Below are 24,064 nucleotides of genomic sequence, written 5' to 3'. Positions count from 1 at the left end.
TGCGTTTGCCCGCGCACTACGGGCCGGAGGCGAGCGAGGCGGTCACCCTTCGATGGTGACCGCCTCGCTCTGTGGATGCTCTGCGTCGGCTATGGCTTCCAGATCATCAGGATGACGACGACGACCAGCAGCAGCGACGCGATGCCGTTGGTCGCCGCGATGGGCCCGTAGCCCGCGGGCCGCACCGGCGCCGAGCCCTCGGGCGTCGCAACCATGGCGTCGGCCGCCTTGCGCATCTGCGGCACGACGACGAACGCGTTCAGGACGAACGCGACGATGTAGAGGATCGCGGACCACAGGATCCACGGAGTCGTGAAGGTCAGGTGGTAGCGGGCGGGCGCCATCGACATCGCTCCGAAGCCGAACACGAACGTCAGCAGCGACAGCCAGGTGAAGAGCATCGTGGAGGTCGCGAGGGTGCGAACCTGGGCGGCGTTGCCCGCACGCAGAGCGCGCAGGCCGGTCATCGGGATGATCGCCATCGGGCCCACGATGAACACCGCGGTGCCCACGTGGAGGATCGTGATGAGAGTGTCCATGCCCGTCAGCATACGCTGAATCCGGCCAACCTTTCGACCACCTGAAGGTCGCCCGATCGTGCGGTCAATCGAGGAAGAGCGCCCGCAGTCGTTTCGTCGTGAAGACGAGGCCGATGCCGATCATGACGAGGTAGTAGAGGACGTGCCACCACATGTCGGGGACGAGCACGCCGGTCGTGAGTCCCCGGACCAGCTCGACGCCCTGCCACAGCGGAAGCGCCATCACGATCACCTGCAGCCACTCCGGGTAGATCGTGATCGGGTAGAACGTCGCCGAGAACAGGAACATGGGCAGCAGGACGAAGTTGATGAGGTCCATCTGCTGGAAGACCTTCATGTAGCTCGTGACCGCCATGCCGAGCGACGCGAAGCCGAACGCGATGAGCACCACCGCCGGGAGCGCCAGAATCGCCGTCCAGGCGAGGTTCAGGCCGAAGATCTGCATGATGATCATGAAGCCGGTCGCGTACACCAGGCCGCGCAGCAGCGCGTAGACGATCTCGCCGAGCGCGACGTCGAGCGGGCCGAGGGAGGTGGCCAGCATCCCCTCGTAGAGCTTCGCGTGATTGAGCTTGAAGAAGACGTTCCACGTCGAGTCGTAGATCGCGCCGTTCATCGCCGAGACGGCGAGCAGGGCCGGGGCGATGTAGGCGGCGTACGGGATCGGGCCCGCGGGCGTCTGCACGTCGCCGATCAGGCTCCCCAGGCCGATGCCCATGGATGCCAGGTACAGCACGGGCTCGAAGAAACCCGACAGCACCACGACCCAGCTGCTGCTGCGAGCGGCGATGAACCCGCGCTGCACGACGGAGCCGGGGTTGCCGGCGTAGAGGGCGCGAACGCCGCCGCCGCGGATGGGCGCCTCGCTCGTGCGGACGTCTGCGGTCGTCATCTCTCCACCTCCCTCATGCTTCGCGGCCTCATGCGCCCAGCCGCCGCACGAAGATCCTGCGCGCGGCGAGGTAGCCGCCAACGGTGAGCGCGACGAGATAGACGATGTGGACCACGGTGAGCCACACCGGCTCGGCCGCCCCGTACGTCACGACGCGGCCGAGCTCGGTCGCGTGCCACAGCGGCGAGATCCAGCCGATCCACTGCAGCCAGATCGGCAGCGCGGTGAGCGGGTAGAACGTGCCGGAGAACAGGAACATCGGCATGAAGACGAACCGCTGAACCATGGCGAACTGGCCTGCGTCGTTCTGCAGCGACGCCGCGTAGGCCAGGAGCGGCATCCCGAACGACCAGGCCGCGAGCACGCCGATCGGGATGGCGAGCCAGCCGCTGCCGCCGTGGGGCACGGCCTGGAACAGCCAGACGAAGACGAAGTAGCCCGCCGTCGCGAGCAGGACGCGGGCGCTCGCGCCCACGGCGACACCCGTCGCGATCTGCTGCGGCGAGATCGGGGACGCGCTGAACCCGTAGAAATAGCGGCGCCACTTGAACCCGTCCATGACCGGGTAGCTGAACTCCTCGCTCGCGACCTGGATCCCCGCGGTCATCAGGAGGGCCGGAGCGACGAACACGAGGTACGGCACGTGCTGGCCCCACGCGTCCGTGACGGACCCGCCGATGAGGGATGCGAGGCCCACGACGAGCCCGACGAGATAGAGGATGGGCTGACCCAGCGCGCCGACGATGATCGTCCAGCCGTACGCGCGCATGGCGTGCACGACGTGATCGGCGACATAGAGCGCGCCTCGGCGGCGCGGCTTGCGACCCCACGCCATCGCCTCGGCGCGCAGCTCGTCCAGCGACGGCTGGGCCGCAGAGCCCGGCGCCTGTGGTTCGACAGGCTCACCAACCGGCAGGAAGGTCATTCGATCAGCGACCTTCCCGTCAATCGCAGGAAGACGTCCTCGAGCGAGGACCGGCGCACGAGCGACGTGATGGGTTCGAGACCCTCGGCGATGACGCGCTCCAGGACGGCCTCGCCGTCCTCGGCGTAGATCAGGATGCGGTCGGGCAGCACTTCGACGCGCTCGCCGAGGCCCTGCAGCTGCGGGGCGACCTCGTCGTTGCGGCTCGCTCCGAAGCGCACCTCGAGCACCTCACGGGTGGAGTACTCGCGGATGAGCGCCGACGGCGACCCCTCCGCCATGATCCTGCCCTTGTCGACGACGATCAGACGGTCGCACAGCTGCTCGGCCTCATCCATGTAGTGCGTCGTGAGCACGAGTGTCGTGCCGCGCTCCTTGAGGCGGAACAGCCGGTCCCACAGCACGTGGCGGGCCTGCGGGTCGAGACCCGTCGTGGGCTCGTCGAGCAGGAGGATGCGCGGGTCGTTCACGAGCCCGCGCGCGATCGTGAGGCGGCGCTTCATGCCGCCGGACAGTTGATCGACCTTGCTCTTGGCCTTGTCTTCGAGCTGCGCGAACGCGAGGAGCTCGTCGGCCTTCGCGTGGCACGCCTTCGCGGGCAGACCGAAGTACCGCCCGTAGATGAAGAGGTTCTCACGCGCGTTGAGCTCGCCGTCGAGGTTGTCCTGCTGCGGGACGACCCCCAGTCGCGAGCGGATCTCAGGCCCGTAGCGATCGGGGTCGAGACCCAGGATGCTGAGCTCCCCCGCCGTGCGCGTCGAGACGGCGCCGATCATCTTCATGGTCGTCGACTTGCCGGCGCCGTTGGGGCCGAGCAGCCCGAACGACTCGCCCGGAGCGACCTCGAAGCTCAGTCCGCCGACGGCGACGACCTCCGGCTGCCCCTTCGACCGATAGGTCTTGACGAGGTTCTCGGCGTGGATGACGGGCTCTGGCACCCAACGAGACTAGCCCGGGCCGGGGACACGATGGCGTCCCCGGACCGGGCTCGACTCAGCGGCTGCGGCTCAGTACCAGCCGGTCGACTGGGAGTGCGCCCACGCGCCGCACGGCGTGCCGTAGCGGCCGGCGATGTAGTTGAGGCCCCACGTGATCTGGACGACCGGGTCGCTCTGCCAGCCCGCGCCCATCTTCGATCCGGGGAGCGCCTGCGGGATGCCGTAGGCCCCGCTCGAGTTGCTCGCGGTGACGCGCCAGCCCGACTCGCGGTTCCACAGGGCGTTCAGGCACGCGAACTGGTCGGCGCCCCAGCCGCGCTGGGCGGCGAGCTGCTGGCCGATCGCGCGCACGTCGCCCGCCGGGACGGACACGGGAGCGGGCGCGGCGACCCGCGGCTTCGGAGCGGGCTTGGCCACGACCTTGGGCTTCGGCTTCGGCGCCGGTGCCGGTGCCGGGGGCGCGGGGGGCGGCGGGACGTAGGGCACGCCGACGATCGTCGGTGCGTCGTCGCTGAAGGCGGCGGTCTTCATGACGTGCGTCTTGCCCAGCTGGAGCTGGTCGTAGTCCGGCCGGACGGGCTCGAGGGCGACCTCAGCCTTTCCGAGCACGAGCTGGTCGTTGATCGCCGTGGCGACCTCGACGGGCTTGACGGCGGTGGATGCGGTGTCGCTCGCGTGGGCGGCGGACACCGCGGTCGGGATGGCCACGGCTGCCACGACGGCGGCGACCACGGCGATTCGGGTGGCGGTGGTGAAGGAGGGCACGGGGCTCCGATGATCGTGCTTCCCTGCTTTGTCCGCCCGGCGCGCACGCCGGGGAGCGGACGCGGTCGCGCCCGTGCAGGCTGGTCGCCTCGCACAACGAAACGGTTACGGGTAGTCGCCGCCTCGTCGGGTCGAGGCATCCGTCTTGACGCACGCACGTGCACGCTTTGTCGAAACGTTGCAGAACCGTGATCAGGCGCTACCGCTTCAACGGACTCGTTCACGCTATGGGCGCAACCTGGACGCTTCATCCAAAACTCCTGGACAGAACAGGGCGTCAACTCAGGTTGACGGCCCGGATCGTGTCAACTAAAGTTGACGCGACGAAACGGAGCGGAGATGAGCGAAGGCCTTCCGGCGGCGATCGCCGCTGCGGGCGGCGAGCCGCTCGCGGAGCTTCGGCGCATCCGCGCGTGGCAGACCGAGCTCGCCCGCGCCGAGGCCGAGCAGGTGCGCCGCGCCCGCGCCCGCGGCTACTCGTGGGTCGCCATCGCGGACTCCCTCGGCGTCAGCCGTCAGGCCGTGCACAAGAAGTACGGGCGAAGATAGTCTTCTCCCCCGATCGGAACACACGAGGTCACCCATGTCCATGACCGCCTCCCGTCGCGGCCGCCGTACCGCCCCCGAAGGCCCGCGCGCACGCCTCACGCAACTGCTGCCGTTCCTCTTCGAGCACAAGCGCGTGCTCGTGATCGTGGTGCTGCTGAGCATCTTCGGCGCTGTCGCGACCCTCCTCCAGCCGCTGGTGGTCGGCAAGGTCATCACGCTCGTCGAAGCCGGCGCCCAGGGGCAGGGTCAGCTCACGCCGTACGTCTGGGCGCTCATCGCGCTCGTCGTCGCGTCGTCCCTGCTGTCGGGCTACCAGCACTACCTGCTGCAGCGCACCGGCACGGCGGTCGTCTACTCGAGCCGCCGCAAGCTGATCTCGCGCATCCTGCACCTGCCGATCGCCGAGTTCGACGCCCGGCGCACCGGCGACCTCGTGTCACGCGTGGGCACCGACACGACACTGCTGTACGCCGTCATGACGCAGGGTCTCGTGGATGCCGTCGGCAACGCCCTGATCTTCGTCGGCGCCATCATCGCGATGGCCGTCATCGACCCGGTGCTGCTCGGCATCATCGTGCTCGTGCTGGCGATCGCCATCGCCGGCGTCGTCGCGCTGAGCGGACGCATCCGGGTCGCGACCCGACAGCAGCAGGAGAAGGTCGGCGAGCTCGCATCCGGGGTGGAGCGGGCCATCGGGTCGATCCGCACCGTCCGCGCCTCGGGCGCCACCGCCCGCGAGGAGGCGTCCGTGAGCGGGCTCGCCGAGGAGACCTACCGGATCGGCGTGCGCATCGCGAAGGTGTCGGCGCTCGTCGTGCCGGTCGCCGGCATCGCGCTGCAGGTGTCGCTCCTCGTCGTACTCGGCGTCGGCGGTCTGCGCGTCGCGTCGGGCGCGATCACGATCGCGAGCCTCGTGACGTTCATCATGTTCCTGTTCATGCTCATCGCGCCGCTCGGCTCGTTCTTCGGCGCGATCACGTCGGTGAACCAGGCGCTCGGGGCGCTGGGTCGCATCCAGGAGGTGCTGGACCTGCCCATCGAGACGGCGGATGACGCGGCCATCGCGGCCTCGCTGACCGGAGCCGATGAGGGTGCGACCCCTCGACAGGCTCGCGGACCGGAACAGGCTCGGGGACCGGAACAGGCTCGGGGACCGGAACACGCCCGGGGACCGGAACAGGCCCGCGGACCGGAACAGGCGCCGGCGGCGATCGAGTTCCGCGACGTGCACTTCCGCTACCCGGCCGCCGTCGTCGCGGCACGCGTCAAGGCCGAGTCGGAGGCTGCGACGCTGCTCGAGTCCGCCCATGTCGCGGTCGCCTCACCGCTGCAGGCGCGAGCACCGGAGAACGTCGAGACGGACGCCGACGGCGATGTGCTGCGCGGCGTCTCCTTCGCCGTGCCGCACGGCGCGCGGGTCGCGCTCGTCGGGCCGTCGGGCGCCGGCAAGTCCACGACCCTCTCGCTCATCGAGCGGTTCTACGACCCGACCGGCGGGGCGATCCTCCTCGACGGCGCCGATGTGCGCACGCTCGATCGCGACGACCTGCGCGCCCGGCTCGGCTACGTCGAACAGGATGCGCCGACCCTCGCGGGCACGATCGCCGACAACCTGCGGCTGGCCTCCCCCGATGCCTCCGACGAGGCGTGCGAGCTCGTGCTGCGCGAGGTGAATCTCGGCGACGTGCTCGACCGCAGCCCGCTGGGGCTCGAGGCCCCGGTCGGCGAGGGCGGCGTCATGCTGTCCGGCGGCGAGCGTCAGCGGCTCGCGATCGCCCGTGCGCTGCTGGCCGCTCCCCCGATCCTGCTGCTCGACGAGTCGACGTCATCCCTCGACGGTCTGAACGAGCAGCGGATGCGGGATGCCATCGACGCCGTCGCATCCGGTCGCACGCTCATCGTGATCGCGCACCGTCTGTCCACCGTCGTCGACAGCGACCTCATCGTCGTGCTGGACCACGGCCGCGTCGTTGGTCAGGGGACGCACTCGGAGCTCGTCGCATCCACGCCCCTGTACCGCGACCTCGCCCGCCACCAGCTGCTGGTGTGAGCGCCGGCCCGGGTTCCGGGACCCGGGAGGAACGCGGGCCCCGGAACGAGTGCGTTCAGGCTCGCTGCAGGCGGTAGCGCAGCGCGGCGAGCTCGGACTGCAGGGCGGCCGGGATCTTGCCGTCGAAGGTCGCGTAGAACTCCTCGGTGAGGTCGGCCTCGCGCTCCCACGACGTGCGGTCGATGGCGAAGAGCTCGTCGAGGTCCTCGGCCGGAATCCGCAGGCCGAACAGGTTCAGATCCTGCACGCGCGGCAGGCGCCCGATCGGGCTCTCGATCGCCGGGACCTCGCCGTCGATGCGGCGGACGATCCAGTCGATCACGCGCGAGTTGTCGCCGAAGCCCGGCCACAGGAACCGGCCGTCCGCGCCGCGGCGGAACCAGTTGACCTGGAAGATGCGCGGCAGGCGGTCGAAGCGCGCCGCCTGGCCGACCTTCAGCCAGTGGCCGAAGTAGTCCGCCATGTTGTAGCCGCAGAACGGGAGCATCGCGAACGGGTCGCGGCGCAGCTCGCCGACGGTGCCCTCCGCGGCGGCGGTGCGCTCCGACGAGATGGTCGAGCCGAGGAAGACGCCGTGCGTCCAGTCGGTGGCCTCGACCACGAGCGGGACGTTGGTCGCACGTCGCCCGCCGAAGAGGATGGCATCCAGCGGGACGGCCTCCTCCCAGTCCGCGGCGATCTGCGGGCATTGCGCGGCACTGACCGTGAACCGCGAGTTCGGGTGGGCGGCGGGGCGGCCGGATGCCGGCGTCCAGGGCTTGCCCTCCCAGTCGATGAGCTCGGCCGGCGCCTCGTCGGTGAGGCCTTCCCACCACACGTCGCCGTCGGGGCGCAGGGCCACGTTGGTGAAGATCGTGTTGCCCCACAGCGTCTCGACGGCCGTGACGTTGGTCGACTCGCCGGTGCCCGGCGCGACGCCGAAGAAGCCCGCCTCCGGGTTGATGGCCCACAGGCGCCCGTCCTCGCCCGGGCGGATCCAGACGATGTCGTCGCCGAGCGTCTCGACGCGCCAGCCGGGGATCGTCGGGCGCAGCATCGCCAGGTTCGTCTTGCCGCAGGCCGACGGGAAGGCGGCGGCCACGTGGTACGCCTTGCCGCGCGGGTCGATCACCCGGATGAGCAGCATGTGCTCGGCGAGCCATCCCTCGTCGCGGCCGATCACCGACGCGATGCGCAGCGCGAAGCACTTCTTCGCGAGGATCGCGTTGCCGCCGTAGCCGGAGCCGAACGACCACACCTCGAGCGTGTCGGGGTAGTGGACGATGTACTTCTCGTCGTTGCAGGGCCACTCGGCATCCTGCTCGCCTTCGGCGAGGGGCGCACCGACGGAGTGCACGGTCTTGACCCACGGCTGGCCGCCGGCGATGAGGGCGGTGACGGCGTCGCCCACGCGCGTCATGATGCCGATGGATGCCACGGCGTACGCCGAGTCGGTGATCTGCACGCCCAGGTGCGACAGCGGGCCGCCGACGGCTCCCATCGAGAAGGGTACGACGTACATCGTGCGTCCGCGCATCGAGCCGGCGAACACGCCCGTCATCGTGGCGCGCATCTCGGCCGGGTCGGCCCAGTTGTTCGTGGGACCGGCATCCTCTTCACGCTCCGAGGCGATGAACGTGCGCCCCTCCGTGCGGGCGACGTCGCTCGGGTGCGAGCGGGCCAGGTACGAGCCGGGGCGCCACTCGGGGTTCAGCTTGATGAGCTTGCCCTCGGCGACCATCTCGCGCACGAGGGCGTCGTTCTCGGCGCGCGATCCGTCGACCCAGTGGATGCGGGCAGGCTGCGTCAGTGCGGCCACCTCGTCCACCCAGGCGACGAGGGCGTCCATGCCGGCGCCGGTGTAGGCAGGACGGGCGCCGAACTCGCGCAGCGCCGTCACGGGACGTGTGATCGGGCCGGTCGTCCGGGTGAAGCTCTCTGCCAAGGCCATCATCGCTCCTGTTTCGTCAGATCTGAGGTCTATGACAACTCTCCCCCTCCTCGCAGGACTCTTTCGCGCCGATCCGGTGCAAAGAACCGCGATTCTTTCGCTATGCTCAAGGAATGACCGCCTCCGGCATCGAACTGGCCACCCTGGGCCACCGCATCCGTCACCACCGCCTCGAGAGCGGCATGACCCTGGACGAGCTCGGGGCACAGGTCGGCGTCGCAGGGAGCCACCTGAGCCTCATCGAGAACGGCAAGCGCGAGCCGAAGCTCTCGCTGCTGCAGGAGATCGCGCGGGCCACGGGGGTGGAGCTCGCCGACCTGCTGTCGACCGAGCCGCCGAACCGCCGCGCCGCCCTGGAGATCGAGCTCGAGCGGGCGCAGGCGAGCACGGTGTTCCGGCGCCTCGGCGTCACGCCGGTGAAGGTCAGCAAGGCCATGAGCGACGACACGCTGGAGTCCATCCTCGGGCTGCACCGCGAGCTGCACCGCCGCGAGCGCGAAGCCATCGCCACACCGGAGGAGGCGCGTCGCGCCAACACCGAGCTGCGGCTGCACATGCGCGAGCGGAACAACTACCTGCCGGAGATCGAGCGGCTCGCGGAGAAGCAGCTGAAGTCGGCCGGCCACGTGTCGGGCGCGCTCACGCACCGCACCGTGAGCCTCATGGCCGAGCAGCTCGGCTTCGAGCTCATCTACGTCACCGATCTCCCCCACTCCGCGCGATCGGTCACCGACATCCAGAACGGGCGCATCTACCTGCCGCCGGCATCCATCCCCGGCGGGCACGGCCTGCGCTCGATGGCGCTGCAGGCGATGGGGCACCGGATGCTCGGCCACCAGCCGCCGACGTCGTACGCCGACTTCCTCCAGCAGCGGCTCGAGATCAACTACTACGCCGCGTGCTGCCTGATGCCCGAGACCAACGCCGTGGCGTTCCTGCAGCAGGCGAAGAAGGACCGCAACCTCGCGGTCGAGGATTTCCGCGACGCGTTCGGCGTCACGCACGAGGCGGCCGGGATGCGGATGACCAACCTGCTGACGCACCACCTCGGCATCCCCCTGCACTTCTTGCGGGTGGACGGGACGGGCGCCATCTCGCGCGTCTACGAGAACGACGACCTGCCGCTGCCGATGGACGTCACGGGCTCGGTCGAGGGTCAGATGGTGTGCCGCAAGTTCCTCGCGCGCTCGGCGTTCGAGGAGCAGAACCGCACCACCGAGCACTACCAGTACACCGACACCCCCGCCGGGTCGTTCTGGTGCTCGACGCAGACCGGCTCGACGAGCTCCGGCGAGTTCTCGGTCACCGTCGGCGTTCCGTTCGACGACGCGAAGTGGTTCCGAGGGCGCGAGACGCAGAAGCGCGCGGTGTCGACGTGCCCGGACGAGACGTGCTGCCGGCGGCCGCCGACGGATGCCGCGGCCCGCTGGGACGGCAAGGCCTGGCCGAGCGCCCGCGTGCACATGCAGATGTTCTCCCCGCTGCCGAGCGGCAAGTTCCCCGGCGTCGACGCGACGGAGGTCTACGCCTTCCTCGACCGGCACGCCGAGGGCTGAGCCCTGCTGAGGTCGTGTGACTGCGGAGTTGCGCGCAACAGCGGAGGCCTCGGCTTCCGCGGATCCGCGGGAGCGCAGAAGTCCGCGGGAGTGCAGCCACCGGCGGAAGGGGCGCGTGAGACTTACAGGGTCGACGAGAGGTCGTTCGCCCAGCCCTTCAACAGGGCCCCGTAGGCGCTCGACACCCCCTTGTTGCCGGTGAGCGCCACGAACGAGGCCAGGTCGGACTTCGCCAGGGTGTGGTTGCCGGCGTTCAGGGCGCTCTGCGCGGCGCTCAGGTACGACTGCATGCTCGAGGCAACCGACGACCTGATGTAGCCCATCGAAACCCCGTAGTCCACGGCCGCCTGGAGGCCTGCGATCGTGGCGCGGACGGTGACCGTGAAGGTCGACGTCGAGGTGTTGCCCACGGCATCCGTCGCGGTGATGACCACCGTGTGCACCCCGGCCGCGAGGGTCTCCCCGACGATCACCGTGCCGCTCGCGACGGCGACCCCGTCGAGGGTCGCCGTCACGGCAGCGACCCCGGATGCGGCATCCGTCGCCCCGAAGGCGAGCGCGATGCGCTGCGACACGTCGTAGGAGGTGCCGTTGGTGGGGGCGATGCTCGAGGAGGTGATCGCGGGCGGGGTGTTGTCGAGCACGAAGGTCCGCGTGACGATCACCGAGTTGCCCGCCATGTCGGTCACGAGCACCGAGACGGTGTGCGTGCCGTTGCCGGAGAGGCCGGTGATGGTGACGGTCGCGGCGTAGGCCACGGGCGCGCTGTAGGCGCCGCCGTCGAGCGACACCGACATCGTCGTGAGCCCCGCCGGTGCGCCCGAGAACGACAGGGCGAGGGATGCCGTGGTGCCCGCAACGTAGACGGTGGTGCCGACGGTCTTGCCGTTGCTGATCGTGACGGTGCCCGTGGGCGGCGTGGCGTCGATCACGAGGGTCCAGGCGGCCGAAGGGGCGGACGTGTTGCCGTAGGCATCCGTATCGGTCGCCGTGACCGAGTAGGTGCCGGTGGCGAGCGCCTGTCCGGTGTACACGACTCCCCCGACGTAGATCGTCGACGACACGGCTCCGGCCGCGAGGGTCACGATGAAGCGCGGCGCCGTCACGTTGGTGATGCCGTCGGATGCCGAGACACCGGAGTCGTCCGCGGAGTTCAGGACGATCGTCGGCGGGGCCAGTGGCGATGTCGACTTCAGCAGCGTCACGGTGAACACCGTCGTGTTGCCCGACGGCTCCGTCTCGGTGACGGTGAAGACGATGGGTCCGTCCTTGAGCGGCGTGAGGTAGATGTTGTTGACGTTCCACTGGCCGCTGCCGTTGACCGGCTTGCTGTCGCCCACCGTCGTCGTGCCGTCGGTGAACGTGTAGGCGATGGTCGCTCCGGTCTGGCCGGTCGTGTAGAACCAGTAGCTGCCCGCGTTGGACGAGGTGATGGAGGCCGGGTAGTTGATCACCGTGAGCGGCGGCGGGATGGTGTCGAGGGTCGCGGTGACGACGGTGGATGCACTGACCCCCGCGCCGTTGGTCAGGGTGACCGTGATCGTCAGCACGCCGTCGACGAGGTTCGACACGTCGACGGGGATCACGACGGTGCCGTTCGTGCCGACCATGTCCATGCCGTTGGCCACCCGCGCGATGGGCGACGAGGTGTCGGTGATCACGACGTTCGCGATGGAGCCGGCCTGCCCGGTCACCGTCACGGTGAAGGTCGTGCGGGTGGCGAGGTTGGCGTACGCGGCGACGCCGAGCGTCGGTGAGGGTGGCGCGACGCTGTTCTTGCCCATCACCGACGTCATCGTCGTCACCTTGCCGGTGGGGCTCGTGACCGTCACGGCGACGTTGATGCCGCCGTCGGCGAAGCCGGAGAGGTCGAGCAGAGCGCCGAACGTGCCCGCGGCCGAGATCGTGCCCGTGCCGGTGACGCTCAGCGTGCCCTGCGTGAACGAGTAGGCGACCGTGCTGCCCGGCGCTCCGGCGACGAGGAACGGCACGCTGGACGCGCCGGCCGGGTTGGTGCCGGACGGCAGGTTCACGCCCTGGCCGGAGGGCAGGGAGAGCATCGGGAGCATGGCCCCGCCCACGACTCCGGACGACGACCCCATGCCGGAGGAGTTGAACGGCCGGATGTTCGCCGTCTTCATGACGTCGATCGCGGTGCCGCCGAGGTTCTCGGGCATCTGGTTGAACGGCGACCCGGTCTGCTGATGCCACGCGTCGTCGTGCTGCAGGACGAGGCCGAGCTCGCCGTACGGCTCTCCGTTGCGGGATGCGAGTCCCTGGTACCTGTCGTCGAAGGCCACGTAGCGCGTCATGAGCGTCTGGTCGGCGCCGTCGCTCTTGGACAGCGCGTACAGGAACTCCGGCAGGAACGGCTGCAGCGTGCGGCTGACGGCCGGCATCCCGAACTGCGAGAACGGCACGTAGTAGCTGTTGTGGTTGCCCACCCAGTCGATGAGGCGGTCGCCGCCGGTGCCGGCGAAGTAGATGTCCTGGCCGGCGCCGCCGTAGGCGAGGGACTCCCAGGCCGGCGTTCCGAAGGTCGGCGTCGATGTGGGCAGCGTGAACGAGTTGCCAGTGCCCCGCACGAGGTCGGGAACCGGGCCGTCGTTCAGGCCGTTGTCGACGGAGGTGTTCGCGCGGACGTCGATGAGGTCGTTGCCCCAGCCGCCGTACACCCGCACGCGACCCATGCCGGCGACGATGTAGTCGTTGCCGAGGTCGCCGAAGATCGCCTTGTCTCCGGTCACCGGCATCTGCGGGTCGCCCGTGCCGGGGTACCACGTGAGGTCGAGCGGCAGACCGTTGTCGGTCGGGTCGAAGGTGAGGAAGAACGGCAGGCAGCCCTGACCCAGTGCGGTCTGTCCGGCCGCCCAGGTGCACAGGATCGGGCTGGGGCTGCCCAGCACGAAGTTGTTCGTCGGGTTGGGGCTCAGGAACACCTCGCGCCGCGGATCGGTCGGGTCGAAGTAGCTCGACTTGCCGGACATCCCGGCGCGGGCGGCGTTGCCGTTGCCGTCGTCGCCGAGCGGGAACCATCCGGCCGGGTTGCCCGGGTTGAAGGGCCGGTACCAGTCGGATTCGTATGGAGCCGAGTTGAGGACCGAGCCGTCGAGCTTGAAGTTGTCGAGGTAGCCGAGCTCCGGCGCCTCGGCGCCCGACACCGCGGACTGTCCGGGACCGGCGTGGATGACGCCGTTGCCCCAGCCGCCGTAGATGATGTTGTGGCCCATGCGCGGCTGGTAGTGGGCGCAGATCGCGTTCTGCTTGCAGCCGGTCGAGAAGCTCGGTGCACCGGTGGCCGCGGCCGCCGGATCCCAGTTGTACGGCCACAGGACGGCGGTGTAGGTCAGGGCGCCGGCGACGTTGATGACCGCCTGCTGCACATTGCCGGGCGTCGTGATGAGCTCGCTCAGCTGCGCGGCCGGGATCGGCGCGACGCCGTACAGCGGCTCGCCGTAGCTCGAGCTGTTGCGGCTCGCGAAGCAGCGCCCGCCGCCGCCGATGATGCACTGGTCGCCGCGGCCACCCGAGACCCAGTTGTCGGCGTAGCCCGTGATGATCGTGTCGTTCTGGCCGCCGCCGTAGATGACGTCGTTCGCCGGGCCGCCGTAGATGAACGCGTCGCCGGACTCTGCGTGGATCTCGCTGCCCTTCATGAGCGGCACGCCGTCGACCGTGATCGGGGTTCCGCCGATGTCGCCGACGCCGTTGGTCGCCTTCGACCCGACGACCTGCGGGCCGGTGGCCTGGCCGGCGAGGTCGGGTCCGCCCGGGGTGTTGTCGAGCAGGTTCACCGCACGGGCGATGATGCGCTCGGTCGCCGTCAGGTAGCCGTTGACGTCGTAGTTGAAGTTCAGGTAGCCGATCGAGGTGGCCACTCCGGTGCTGCCGACCCCGTTCGCGCCGTTGACGCCCACGAGACGGATGACCTCGCCGTTGTTCGCCAGGATGACGTTCGCGTCGTGCGCGTGCCCGTTGGGGTTCGTGATGCAGTGGTTGTTGGCATCCAGATACCCGTCGCCGCAGTCCTCGCGACCCGCGTTCAGGCCCGATCCGCCGAAGATCAGGTTCGACCCGCTCGCGCGCTCGCCCGGCAGCGTCAGGCTGAACATGTCGGAGTTGCCGCCGATGATGTCGTTCTGACCGCGGTTGGCGAAGATCGTGTTGTTGCCGCGGCCGCCCTCGACGTAGCTCTGGCCGTCGGTGGCTGCCACGGTCGCCGACGCGGTGCACGGCAGGGAGGTGCAGGATGCGGGGGCCGGCGCCCCGGTGACGGTGAGGACGTTGCCGCTCACGGCGCTGACCACGCCGACGGCGACACCGTTGACGTTCAGCGTCTGGCCGACCGCGAACCCGCCGTCCGCCCAGTACTGGCCGGTCGGGAGCGTCATGGTGTGGGCGCCGAAGGTGATGCTCGTCGTCACCGTGTACTCGAGCGGGTAGTCGTTCACGGACGGGTTGATGAGCAGGTTGTTCCCCGAGTCGCGGCACGCGCCGACGCGGTTGCCGAGGAAGGAGGCGCGGAAGCTGCAGGTCGCGGCCCCGCCGAAGACGCTGCCGATCGACGGCGAGCCGTTGGAGGTCGTGGGGTAGCCGGTGGCGGACGGCGGCGCCGTGATGTCGATCGAGCCGTGCGCCTGGATGATGTTGTCGTTGGACTCGCCGAAGATCATGGCCGAGCCCGAGCCGCCGGCGATGTAGTCGGCGCCCTTGTAGGCGGAGTCCTCGAGCACGGTTCCGTGCGTGGTGTCGCCGAGCGGGACCGAGAGCAGGATGCCGCCGGTGCCGGAGAGGAAGTCGCCCCACCACGCGTGCCCGGTCGGGTCGTTCTGGGCCACGCCGTTGGTCAGGCTGTTCGTCAGCGTCGCCGTCGTCGTGCTGTAGATCTGCGTGCCCGTGAGGTCCTGGAACCGCGCGTTCGTGTAGTTGAACAGGTGCGCCGACCGGCTCAGGACGGCGCTGCCGCCGACGATGAGGTTGCGTCCAGGGCCGCCCTGGATGTCGTTGTTCCCGTCGCCGCCGATGATGATGTTGTCGCCGCCAGATGCGTAGATGCGGTTGTCACCGTGGTTCTGCACGGCATCCGATGCGGCGCCGAGGATGTCGAGGGTCGTCTGGATCTTCTCGAGCCGCGGGTCGTGCCAGGGGGTCGTGCCGCTCGGTGCGCAGTACTGGTTCAGCGAGACGGTGCCGGTCGGGCGGCAGTAGCCCTGCGCCGGACCGATGGTCATCGTCGTGCCGGTCGCGGTGACGGCCGCGCCGCCCACCGGGTCGCGCGAGAGGGTCGCGGTCTTGAGGTCGCCGCTGACCGCGGTGATGATCGTGCCCGCGGACAGGAGCGGCCCGTCGCTGACCATGAGGCCCACGTCGGAGGCCTGGAAGCAGGCGGCCGCGCAGGTGAGCGTGGCCAGGCCGTTGAGCGCGCTACCGGAGGGCACGTGCCCGGCGAGTGTGCCTGTCACGTCCCGCTGCGTGTTCGGGATTTCGCCGACCGTCGCCTCCTGCGTGTCCTGTGTCACGATGCCGAAGGCGCCGAAGATGAGGTTGTTATAGTCGCCGAACCGGTCGGTGGTCGTGGCGTTCGGGACCTCGCCGTAGATCAGGTTGTCGCCCGCGACGAGCGGGTCGGCATCCTGATACGTGCTCGTGTTGACGGTCGGGAACGAGACCGCGCGCGTGATCGGGTTCACGTTCACGCCGTTGGCGCCGAGGATGATGTTGTCGCCGCGGCCGCCGTAGATCGTGTTGTTGCCCGAGCCGCCGGCGACGAAGTCCCCGGCCTGGCTGCCCCAGATCGTGTCGTCGCCCGAGCCGCCGTAGATGGTGAGGCCGATCGACGGCACCTGGCCCTCCGGCACGTTCGCGAACAGCGTGTGCGCGTCGATGATGTTGTTGCCCGCGTGGCGGTACGGATCGGCGACGGGGAACACGAACTGCGGAGTCCCGACGCCGACTTGGTTCGGGAACGGCTTGGAGCCGAAGACCCGGCTCGTCTGCGTGTGCGTGTCGCCGCTGTACCAGATGCCGTCCTGCGACGTGTCGCCGTAGACGACCAGCGGCGACGGCGCGTACCCGATGACGGTGACGCTGACCAGGGAGTTCGTGAAGGCAGGCCCGGTCAGGGTGAGGGTGAGCGCGGTCACCCCGGTGATCGTCCAGGCGGGAAGGCCGCCCACCTGCAGGACCATGCCGTCCACGAACCCGTCGGCGATCCAGGACCCGCTGGAGCGCGTGAGGAGTGTCGAGCCGCCGGAGGTGCCGGGCGTGAACGTCCCGCTGATGGTCGGCGGGACGGCACTGGGACCGGGACCGGCACCTCCGGTGATCGTGAAGACGTTGCCGCCGTAGCGCACGGCGTTGTTCGACGCGGATGCCTCGGCGACCGTCGCCGTGCACGTGCCGCCCACGCCGCAGCCCAGCGGGTCGATCGTGCCGGAGCCGTCGAGGACGAGGATGTCCTGCGTCGGTCCGGTGATGGAGCTGATCTTGCCCGCGACGACGCCGTCGATCGTGACCGTCTGGCCCTGCGAGAAGCCGGCCTCGACCCACGAGCGCATGTCGGTGCGGATCAGCTCGTTGCCGACGACGTGGACGTTCGCGGTGACGGTGACGGCCGGGTCGAACACCGCGACCGTGCCGTGGAGGCTCGTGCCGGCGGCCGGGCCGATGCCGTGGAACGTGACCGTCGGGCCGCTGATCGCGGTGACCACCCCGATCGGAACGCCGTTCCACATCAGCTCCTGGCCGACCGCGAACTGGTCGGTCGCCCACGGGGTGCCGTCCTTGCGCGTGATCGTGCCTCCGGTCGCGGTCGAGGTGATGTCGAAGATGCCGGTGATGCTCAGGAGCGCGCCGCCGCCGCCGTTGAGGCTCGTGAGTCCGCCGTGGACGAACGTCGTGCCCGGGGTGCCGTCCTCGTTGGTGAACGGTCCGCCGACGAGTGTGCCGGTCACCGTGAGGGTGTCGTTGCCCTGGCCCTCCATGAGGTTCAGCACCTGGATGGTCGACAGGCTCGCGTTCGTCTGGATCTGGCCGGTGGCCGGGTCGACGGTGATCGAGCCGAAGCTGATGCCGCTCGGGAACACCGGAGGCTCCCCGAAGGTCGGGTGCGACGGGTCGCCCGGCACGTAGCCCTTGTGGTGGCTGAAGTCCACACCCGGGCCCATGCCGTAGCCGCTCAGGGCCGTGGAGCTGAGCGTCCCGACCTCGTTCTGCTGCGCGCCGTCGTCGAAGATGTTCAGCACGTTGACCTGCTGGGCCTCAGGCGGCTGGATGCCGATGCCGAAGGGCTGCGCGTTGCCCTCGCCCGGCATCATGACCGGGAGGTTGAGCGCGGCGTGGTTGTCGACCGTCGGGCCGCCCTCGACCGATAGCGGACCGCGGATCGCCGACAGCAGGTGCGCGATCTTCGGGAAGCTCAGCAGCGACTGGTTGCCCGGTGGCACGTTGAACTTCGGGTCGGCGACGACCGGGATGGCCACCGGCACGTACCAGTTGCTCGGCGTGAAGGTGAGCTCGGCGGCCCACTGGGTGAGGGTGAGGGTCATCGTTCCGGATGCGCCGAGGACGCCGGCGAGAGCTGTCTTGTCGGTGACAGTCAGGATGTCGACGCGTGACGAGTCCGTGCCGGTCAGCGACTGGATCTTGAGCATGACGCCGGATGCGCCGATCTTGAAGATCTGCCCCTCGAGGAAGCCGTCGTCAAGCCAGCTCGAGCCGTCGGTGCGCGTCAGGGTGCCTGCTGTCGCGTCATAGGCCACCGAGCCGGTGAACAGTCCGGCATTCACGATGCGGGCGATCGTCACAGAGTGGGAACCGCTTCCGGGTGTGGTGCTCAGAGTGATCGTGGTCGCGGTGACCGCGGTGGTCGTCGCGGTGAAGGTGGCACCGTCGCCCGTGACCTGGACCAGCTGACCTTGCTTGAAGCCGTCTGCGATGAAGCTGCCGAGCTCCGCGGCGCCGAGCGTGATGACGGTGCCCGCGACGGTGACGTTGCCGGTGAAGAAGGTGACGGCCTTCTTGGCGCCGAACGCCGCGTTCGTGATACCGCCGCCGGTGACGATGTCGGTCTGGCCGTCGGTGACCATGGCGACCGTGACGTTCTGCGTCGGAGCCGACGCGAGGCGCAGGCTGAAGCTCGAGCCGGGGCCCGGTGTCGTGCACGCCACGTCGGCGCACTTGGTGACGACCATGTTGTCCGGCGCCTGCACGATGCCGGCGGCGGTGAGGTCGTTCATCACCAGCACGTCCCATGGCGTGGAGCTGTTGTCGACGCCGATGTAGCGCGGGTCGGCCGTGCTCGTGACCGTGGCGGTCAGGTAGGAGTTGTGCGGGTCCGCCGTGCTGAACCAGAGCGCGGCATCCTCGCGCACGACGACCGGCTTCGACCAGTCGGACGTCGAGAAGGTGATCGTGTAGACGCCCGCGTGGATGCCGTCGGGGTTCGAGACGACGTGGAACCGCGGGTCGGTGCTCGACAGCTGGATGCGCGGGTCATTGGCGGCCGTGATGCTCACGGTGACCGATGCGGTGGGCGCGGCGGCCAGCACCACGGACGAGAAGCCCGAGATGCCGGTCGTCGCGTTGCCACTGCCCCCCAGGATCAGGTTGCTCGCGTTGCGGTCCGGGATGGCGAAGACGACGCCGGAGGCCGCCGACACGCCGAGCGACAGGGTCGCCGTGGTGCCGTCCGCGGACACGGACTGGATCGTGTCGCCGACCGGGATGGCGCTGCCGGTGTCGGCCTCGATGATCGCCCGTCCGATGTCGCCCTGGTTGAAGCCGGCGCTGGCCGAGGTGATCGTCGAGCCGCTCGTCACGCCGTCGCGGTACTGCTGCACGGACGAGAGACGGGCCGGGAGGGCGAATGCGATGCCGGTGCCGGCGGCGACGCCTGCCGAGAGCGTCACGGTGTGCGCGTCGACGACCGCGAGGATGACGGTGTTCGCCGGGATCTTCGCACCGCCGTCGATCTCGCTGATCGGCTGGCCGACGTCGTTGAGCGTGAAGTCCGCGGTCGCAGAGGTGAAGGTGCTCGTACCGTTTCCGACGCCGTCCGAGAAGCGCGAGTCGATCGACGTGCCGGTCGTGTTCGTGTTGCCGAGGTCGGTCACGAGGATCGCCGGGCTGCCCGGGTCGATCTTCTCGACCTCGACGTTGCGCACGACGGCGTTGTCGTAGAACGGGTCGGCGCTCAGCACGCTGTGGCTGATCTCGTAGTGACGGATGCCGTCATCCAGCCCGTCGTTGATGGCGCCGGCCCACACGACCTGCGGGATCTGCCAGTTCGTCGGTGTGAAGACCAGCACGAGCGCGCGCTGCGGCAGGTCGGTGGCCGTCGCATCCATGATGACGTGCTGGTAGAAGTCGCTGTTCGCCGTCGTCGTGCCCACGTTCGGGACCGTGCCGAGCGGCGCCGTGGCGAGCAGGATCGAGTCGCCCGCGGGGTTCGCCTGCTGGTTGAGCCGGATGTCGGGCTCGGCGTTCACCGCGATGTAGACGTTCGACGTCGGGGCCTGCGCGAGCCGCACGGTGTACGAGTCGATCGTGCCGATGGGCGGTCTGGTGACCTGGCCGTTCTGCGTCTCGGAGACGACCGTGCCGCCGCCGTGCTCGGTCACGATGACCGCGCCCTGCGAGCCCTGTGCGACGCTCAGCGCGACACCCGGGATCACGACGTCCTGGTACAGCTGGTCGTTCGTGATCACGGAGAGGTTGATCGTGCCGCTCGTGCCGTTGATGTCCTTCGAGTAGACGTTGCCGCTCACGTCGCCGGCGACGTTGACCTGGTTGCTGCCCAGGCCGCCGATGACGCGCACCGCCACGCCCGGTGGCGTGGAGAGGACGTCGATGACGTCGTCGCCCTCGAGCGCGTCGACCTCGATCACCTGGATGTTGCGGAAGGTCACCGACATGCCCGCGCCGAAGATGCCGTGGTCGGTCACCACGATGTGGTCGGCGAACTCCGTGCCCAGGATGATCAGCTTGTTGAAGCCCGTGCCGCCGTCCACCGACACCGGCGCGTTCATGTTGTACTCGACCTGGTTGTTGCCCGCGCCGGTGCGCACGTCGGTCTGCGCTGCTGTCGAGTATCCGTTCGTCGTGATCGGGATCGGGATGCAGGCCGGCGCCTCGATCGTCGTGCAGCCGCCGGGCAGAACGATGTTGCCGCTGTTGTCGACCTTGGCGAGCGCGAAGCCCCGGACGATGAAGAGGTTGTTGCCGCCGTCGCCCTCGAGGTGCAGCACCGCGTGGTTCGAGTACACCGTGAAGGTGTTGTTGCCTGTGCCGCCCTGGGCGACGAGCGGTGCGCTCGTGCCGCGCGACAGCCAGCCGCGTGTGGTCGCGACGGTGGCGACGTCGAAGACGTTCTCGGCGGCCAGGTTGCCGGATCCGTTGAAGCTCGGGGGCGGGTTCTGCGCCACCGGACCGGCGTTGCGGCGCAGGCCGTAGAGCTGGCCGATCTGGAACTGGTTGTCGCCCGAGCCGCCGTCGAGGTAAGTGGAGGCCGCGTTGTCGTCGACGGCGAAGTAGTCGTTGCCGCCGAGCGAGTAGACGTGCAGGCCGCCGTTGATCGCGGAGTCGTAGTTGATCCGCTCGACCGCGAACTGGCCGTTCACGCCGGTGGTCTGCGTGCCGCCGATGTTCGCCTGGGAGTTCGCGAGGGACGTGTGCAGCTGCGCCACGAAGCCGGAGCCGCCCGAGAACGGGTCCTGGCCGCCGGCCGGGTTCGCGCCCGTGCCCTGGTAGATGCTCGGGCGGGCCGCCGTCTCGCCGACGATGCCGGAGGGGGTGCCGCGGAGCAGGAAGATGTCGTTCGTGGCGTAGTCGGCCTGCGTGCTCGGATCGATGCCGGTGTTGTCCGGGGTGCTGCCCGTGTAGGTGTCGTAGCCGTAGATGTTGAGGGTGTCGGTGCCGTCGGCGGGAGCGTGCGAGCCCAGGACGTTCACCTCGTAGTTGTTCGCGCCGGCCGCCTTGCTGCCGCTCGTGAAGACCGAGTAGACGTTGCTGCCGCCCTGGCCGTCGAGGGTGAGGGTCGAGGCGAGTGCCACGTCCGAGCCGACCGCGACCATCGACTGGAGGCGGTTGACGACGAAGCTGTCGACGCACATGTTCGGAGGCCCGTTGCACAGCGGCGCGTACACGCCCGCCTGCGTCGGCAGCTGGTCGCCGTACGCCCGCGTCTGCCCGACGAGGATCGTGCGGTCGAAGATGAACGTGTCGGCCTCGGAGTTGCCGAAGACCCGTGTCAGGGTGCCCGAGCCGCCGTTGGCGATCTCGCCGGGCAGCATTCCGGATGCCGGTTGCCCGCTGCGCAGGACGATCACGGTGCCGTCGCCCTGCGTCGGGTCGGGCTTCGTGGTGTCCAGCGTCGGCATCGCGCAGGTGCCCGTCCCGTTGTGGCAGTCGCCGTAGACGTCGATGTTGCCCGTGGTCTTCTTCGACTGGTTGGGGTCGGTCGTGACGACGCCCGGGTCGCCGCTCATGATCGTCGCGATGATCCGGCTCGACGGATCGGTGACGATGTCGTCGGCGGAGCGCAGGACGACATTGCCGCCGTCGGCCTCGATGAGGCCCCACGGCACGGTCTGCGGCGCGTTCTCGACGACGAGCGTGGAGCCCGAGTGGATGAGGATGATGTCGTTGCCCTCGACACCGGTCTCGGTGGTGGTCAGGCGCACGCTGTCGGGTCCGGCGACGTGTCCGGCGGCCTCGCCCGCGTGAGCGAGAAGCACATTCATGGAGCCGGACACCTCGGTCAGGTCGATGCTGCCGCCGGCCTGCGCCGCGACCCAGCAGGTGGCGGTGACGGCGCGGTTCGCATCCGTCGTGTTCTGGTAGTTCGCCCCCTGGTACAGCAGCGTGTACTGACTCGTGCATCCGCTGCCCGCCGCCGAGTCGAGCTTCAGGTCGTTGCTGCCGTCGGCCGCGCCGATGCTGCCGTACTGCGCCCACAGGTTGATCGTGTCGCCGATGACGTTGGCCGCGGTGCCGCCGGCGCCGGCGTTGTGGCCGTCGGTGATCGAGCCGTTGTCGTTGGTCAGCGTGATGTTCGCGCAGGTGGTCAGGCTCGACCCGTAGCAGGTGGTGACGGTGTCGACGTGCAGGTCGCCGGTGGTCTGCGAGATGCGGATGACGCCCGGGGCCTGCGCGTTCAGCACACCGAAGGTGTCGTAGGACGACTGGATCTCGAGGAAGTTGCTGTCGAGGCCGATCGTGCCGGTCTGCGCCGTGAGGGTGATGTTGTCGCCGACCACCTCCGGGGTGGGCGTGCCCTGCGGGTGACCGGTCGCCGGCGGGTTCGGCGACGGCTGCGGAGCATCGTAGATCGATCCGGGCGCGGTCAGCGTCACGTCGTCATCGGTGCTTCTGATGAGCCCCGCGCGCAGGTCGCCGAGCTTCTCGGTGAGCGTGATGAAGCCGTTGGTGTCGGCGTTGACGGTGCCGTAGGTCGAGGCCGTGACGCCGGAGGCCGGCTGCTCGATCTGGACGAGCCCGATGATGTTGATGCGCGTGGCGCCGGCGGAGTCGTTGGCGGCGAAGACGTCGATCAGGCCGTTGGCCCCGTTGGAGCCGGCATCCAGCAGGCTGAAGTCGTACGTGCTCGCGGTCGCGTGCCCGCCCGTGGCGAAGGCTCCCGGCTCCTCGGTCGGGTTCGGGCAGCCGACCGCGTAGTAGCAATGCGCGCTGTCCGGGTTGTAGAACTTCGCGAACGTCCCGGACACGCCGTTCGGATTCGTCGCGGTCACCGTGATGCCCGGGATGGCGGGCACGCTTGTCTGGTACTGCGTGGCCTGCAGACGCACGTAGATGCTGTCGCCCGCGACCATGTGGTCGATGGCGATCACGTAGGCCGGCGTCTGCGGGTCGGTGATCGCCGGGTCGCGCAGCCGCGTCAGCAGGTCGATGTACTGGCTCGTGCCGGAGGAGGTCGTGAACTCGAGGGTGTGACCTGCCCACTGGACGAGGTCGACGTTCAGGTAGGTGCCGCTCGCGCCGATCGACGTTCCCGCGACGAGGTGCACGATGTTCGACTGCACGAGGTCGGTGTGCGGGCCGCTGAAGGCGGAGCTCGAGCCGTCGCGGACGGTCGACGACGAGATCGAGCCGGTGCTCGAGATGTCGGTCTCGCCGATCGGGTTCGTGATCGTGCCGTTGACCAGCAGATCGGGGCCGAGTGCGGGAGCGTCGTTCGTGATCGTCACGAGCGTCGGATCGACCTGGCGCACGATGGCGAACAGCGGATGCGTCGTCCCCCCGGAGGCGCTCAGCGTGACGACGGGCGACCCGATGTTGAGCACGTTGATGTCGTCGACGACGAGCCGCACCGTCGAGTGGTTGAGGATCGTGACCTTCTGCCAGTTGTCGCGGTAGTAGAAGGTTCCCCAGTAGTGCGCGGCCGTGTTCGACCCGCCGCTCAGGCTGTTCTCGATCGTGCCGTTCGTCGAGCTCATCAGGACGTCGCCGGTGTCGTGGTTGATGAGGTCGTTCACCTCGATGACGGGTCCGCCGCTGAAGTCCGTGCCCGGCGCCGGGTTGTGGACGCCGTTGACCATGATGTTGACGGCCGTCACCACATGACCGTCCGCACCGATGATGAGCAGCGGACTCGGGCCCTCGTGGATGACGACGTCGGCGTTCCAGTCCGCGACCCGCGTATCGGTGTTGTCGATCTGGTCGCCCGCGTTCGTCTCGGCCTGCACGTACAGAGCCAGGTGGTTCTGCCCCGACGGGTGGGCCAGGTGCCACGGCGACGGGTCGGCCGGGTCGAGGCTCTGGTCGTTGGTGTTCACGCCGTACTGGATGCGGGTGCCCGCCGTCACCGTCGCGCCCGAGTGCGCGGCCGCCGTCTCGGAGAACTGGAAGTTGTTGAAGCCGTCGCTGTACGACGGGCCGATGCACCAGCACTCGGGGTCGTCG

The 24,064-nt window shown here is 69.3% G+C and carries 10 protein-coding genes (1 of these 10 only partly in view); 3 read left to right on the top strand and 7 right to left on the bottom strand.

Annotation, left to right across the window (positions count from 1 at the left end):
• Positions 1-89 precede the first annotated feature (89 nt).
• The 5 genes from SM116_RS05490 to SM116_RS05470 form a co-directional block, all read right to left on the bottom strand.
• The gene (locus SM116_RS05490; RefSeq protein ID WP_320943450.1) at positions 90-539 is read right to left on the bottom strand and encodes a DUF2269 family protein; all 450 of its coding nucleotides are present in this window, start codon (positions 537-539) and stop codon (positions 90-92) included.
• Positions 540-603: 64 nt separating this feature from the next.
• The gene (locus SM116_RS05485; RefSeq protein ID WP_320943449.1) at positions 604-1,431 is read right to left on the bottom strand and encodes an ABC transporter permease; all 828 of its coding nucleotides are present in this window, start codon (positions 1,429-1,431) and stop codon (positions 604-606) included.
• Positions 1,432-1,459: 28 nt separating this feature from the next.
• Entirely contained in the window at positions 1,460-2,356 is an 897-nt protein-coding gene (locus SM116_RS05480) for an ABC transporter permease (protein ID WP_320943448.1), read from the bottom strand.
• Entirely contained in the window at positions 2,353-3,294 is a 942-nt protein-coding gene (locus tag SM116_RS05475) for an ABC transporter ATP-binding protein (protein WP_320943447.1), read from the bottom strand. The genes SM116_RS05480 and SM116_RS05475 overlap by 4 nt, the downstream gene beginning before the upstream one ends.
• 69 nt (positions 3,295-3,363) lie before the next feature.
• The gene (locus tag SM116_RS05470) at positions 3,364-4,059 is read right to left on the bottom strand and encodes an aggregation-promoting factor C-terminal-like domain-containing protein (protein WP_320943446.1); all 696 of its coding nucleotides are present in this window, start codon (positions 4,057-4,059) and stop codon (positions 3,364-3,366) included.
• A 339-nt stretch (positions 4,060-4,398) separates the two neighbouring features.
• On the opposite strand from SM116_RS05470, the gene SM116_RS05465 reads away from it, so the two are divergent.
• Positions 4,399-4,608: an AsnC family protein gene (locus SM116_RS05465; RefSeq protein WP_320943445.1), complete on the top strand. Its 210-nt coding sequence runs from the start codon at positions 4,399-4,401 to the stop codon at positions 4,606-4,608.
• 40 nt (positions 4,609-4,648) lie between these two features.
• Entirely contained in the window at positions 4,649-6,658 is a 2,010-nt protein-coding gene (locus SM116_RS05460; protein WP_320944104.1) for an ABC transporter ATP-binding protein, read from the top strand.
• Between the two features lie 55 nt (positions 6,659-6,713).
• On the opposite strand, the gene SM116_RS05455 is transcribed toward SM116_RS05460, so the two are convergent.
• Positions 6,714-8,588, bottom strand: a complete 1,875-nt coding sequence (locus SM116_RS05455) for a phosphoenolpyruvate carboxykinase (GTP) (RefSeq protein WP_320943444.1) — start codon at positions 8,586-8,588, stop codon at positions 6,714-6,716.
• A 113-nt stretch (positions 8,589-8,701) separates the two neighbouring features.
• Between SM116_RS05455 and SM116_RS05450 the strand changes: the two genes are divergently transcribed.
• Positions 8,702-10,144: a helix-turn-helix domain-containing protein gene (locus SM116_RS05450; protein WP_320943443.1), complete on the top strand. Its 1,443-nt coding sequence runs from the start codon at positions 8,702-8,704 to the stop codon at positions 10,142-10,144.
• A 122-nt stretch (positions 10,145-10,266) separates the two neighbouring features.
• Here SM116_RS05450 and SM116_RS05445 read toward each other — a convergent pair whose 3' ends face one another.
• Positions 10,267-24,064, bottom strand: the final stretch of a protein-coding gene (locus SM116_RS05445; protein ID WP_320943442.1) for an Ig-like domain-containing protein. 16,628 nt of this gene lie beyond the right edge of the window; 13,798 of the gene's 30,426 nt are visible here — the last part of the coding sequence; its start codon lies beyond the right edge, outside the window; the stop codon is at positions 10,267-10,269.

Source organism: Microbacterium rhizosphaerae (genome assembly GCF_034120055.1).
Lineage (GTDB): Bacteria > Actinomycetota > Actinomycetes > Actinomycetales > Microbacteriaceae > Microbacterium > Microbacterium rhizosphaerae.
The sequence above is the reverse complement of the archived record's forward strand: the minus strand, read 5'-3'. Positions and strand labels throughout refer to the sequence as shown.

Bases quoted from the DNA above. Each gene is read 5' to 3' on its own strand.
- SM116_RS05490 (WP_320943450.1), bottom strand. From the start codon at position 539: ATGGACACTCTCATCACGATCCTCCACGTGGGCACCGCGGTGTTCATC.
- SM116_RS05455 (WP_320943444.1), bottom strand. From the start codon at position 8,588: ATGGCCTTGGCAGAGAGCTTCACCCGGACGACCGGCCCGATCACACGT.
- SM116_RS05485 (WP_320943449.1), bottom strand. From the start codon at position 1,431: ATGACGACCGCAGACGTCCGCACGAGCGAGGCGCCCATCCGCGGCGGC.
- SM116_RS05460 (WP_320944104.1), top strand. From the start codon at position 4,649: ATGACCGCCTCCCGTCGCGGCCGCCGTACCGCCCCCGAAGGCCCGCGC.
- SM116_RS05480 (WP_320943448.1), bottom strand. From the start codon at position 2,356: ATGACCTTCCTGCCGGTTGGTGAGCCTGTCGAACCACAGGCGCCGGGC.
- SM116_RS05465 (WP_320943445.1), top strand. From the start codon at position 4,399: ATGAGCGAAGGCCTTCCGGCGGCGATCGCCGCTGCGGGCGGCGAGCCG.
- SM116_RS05450 (WP_320943443.1), top strand. From the start codon at position 8,702: ATGACCGCCTCCGGCATCGAACTGGCCACCCTGGGCCACCGCATCCGT.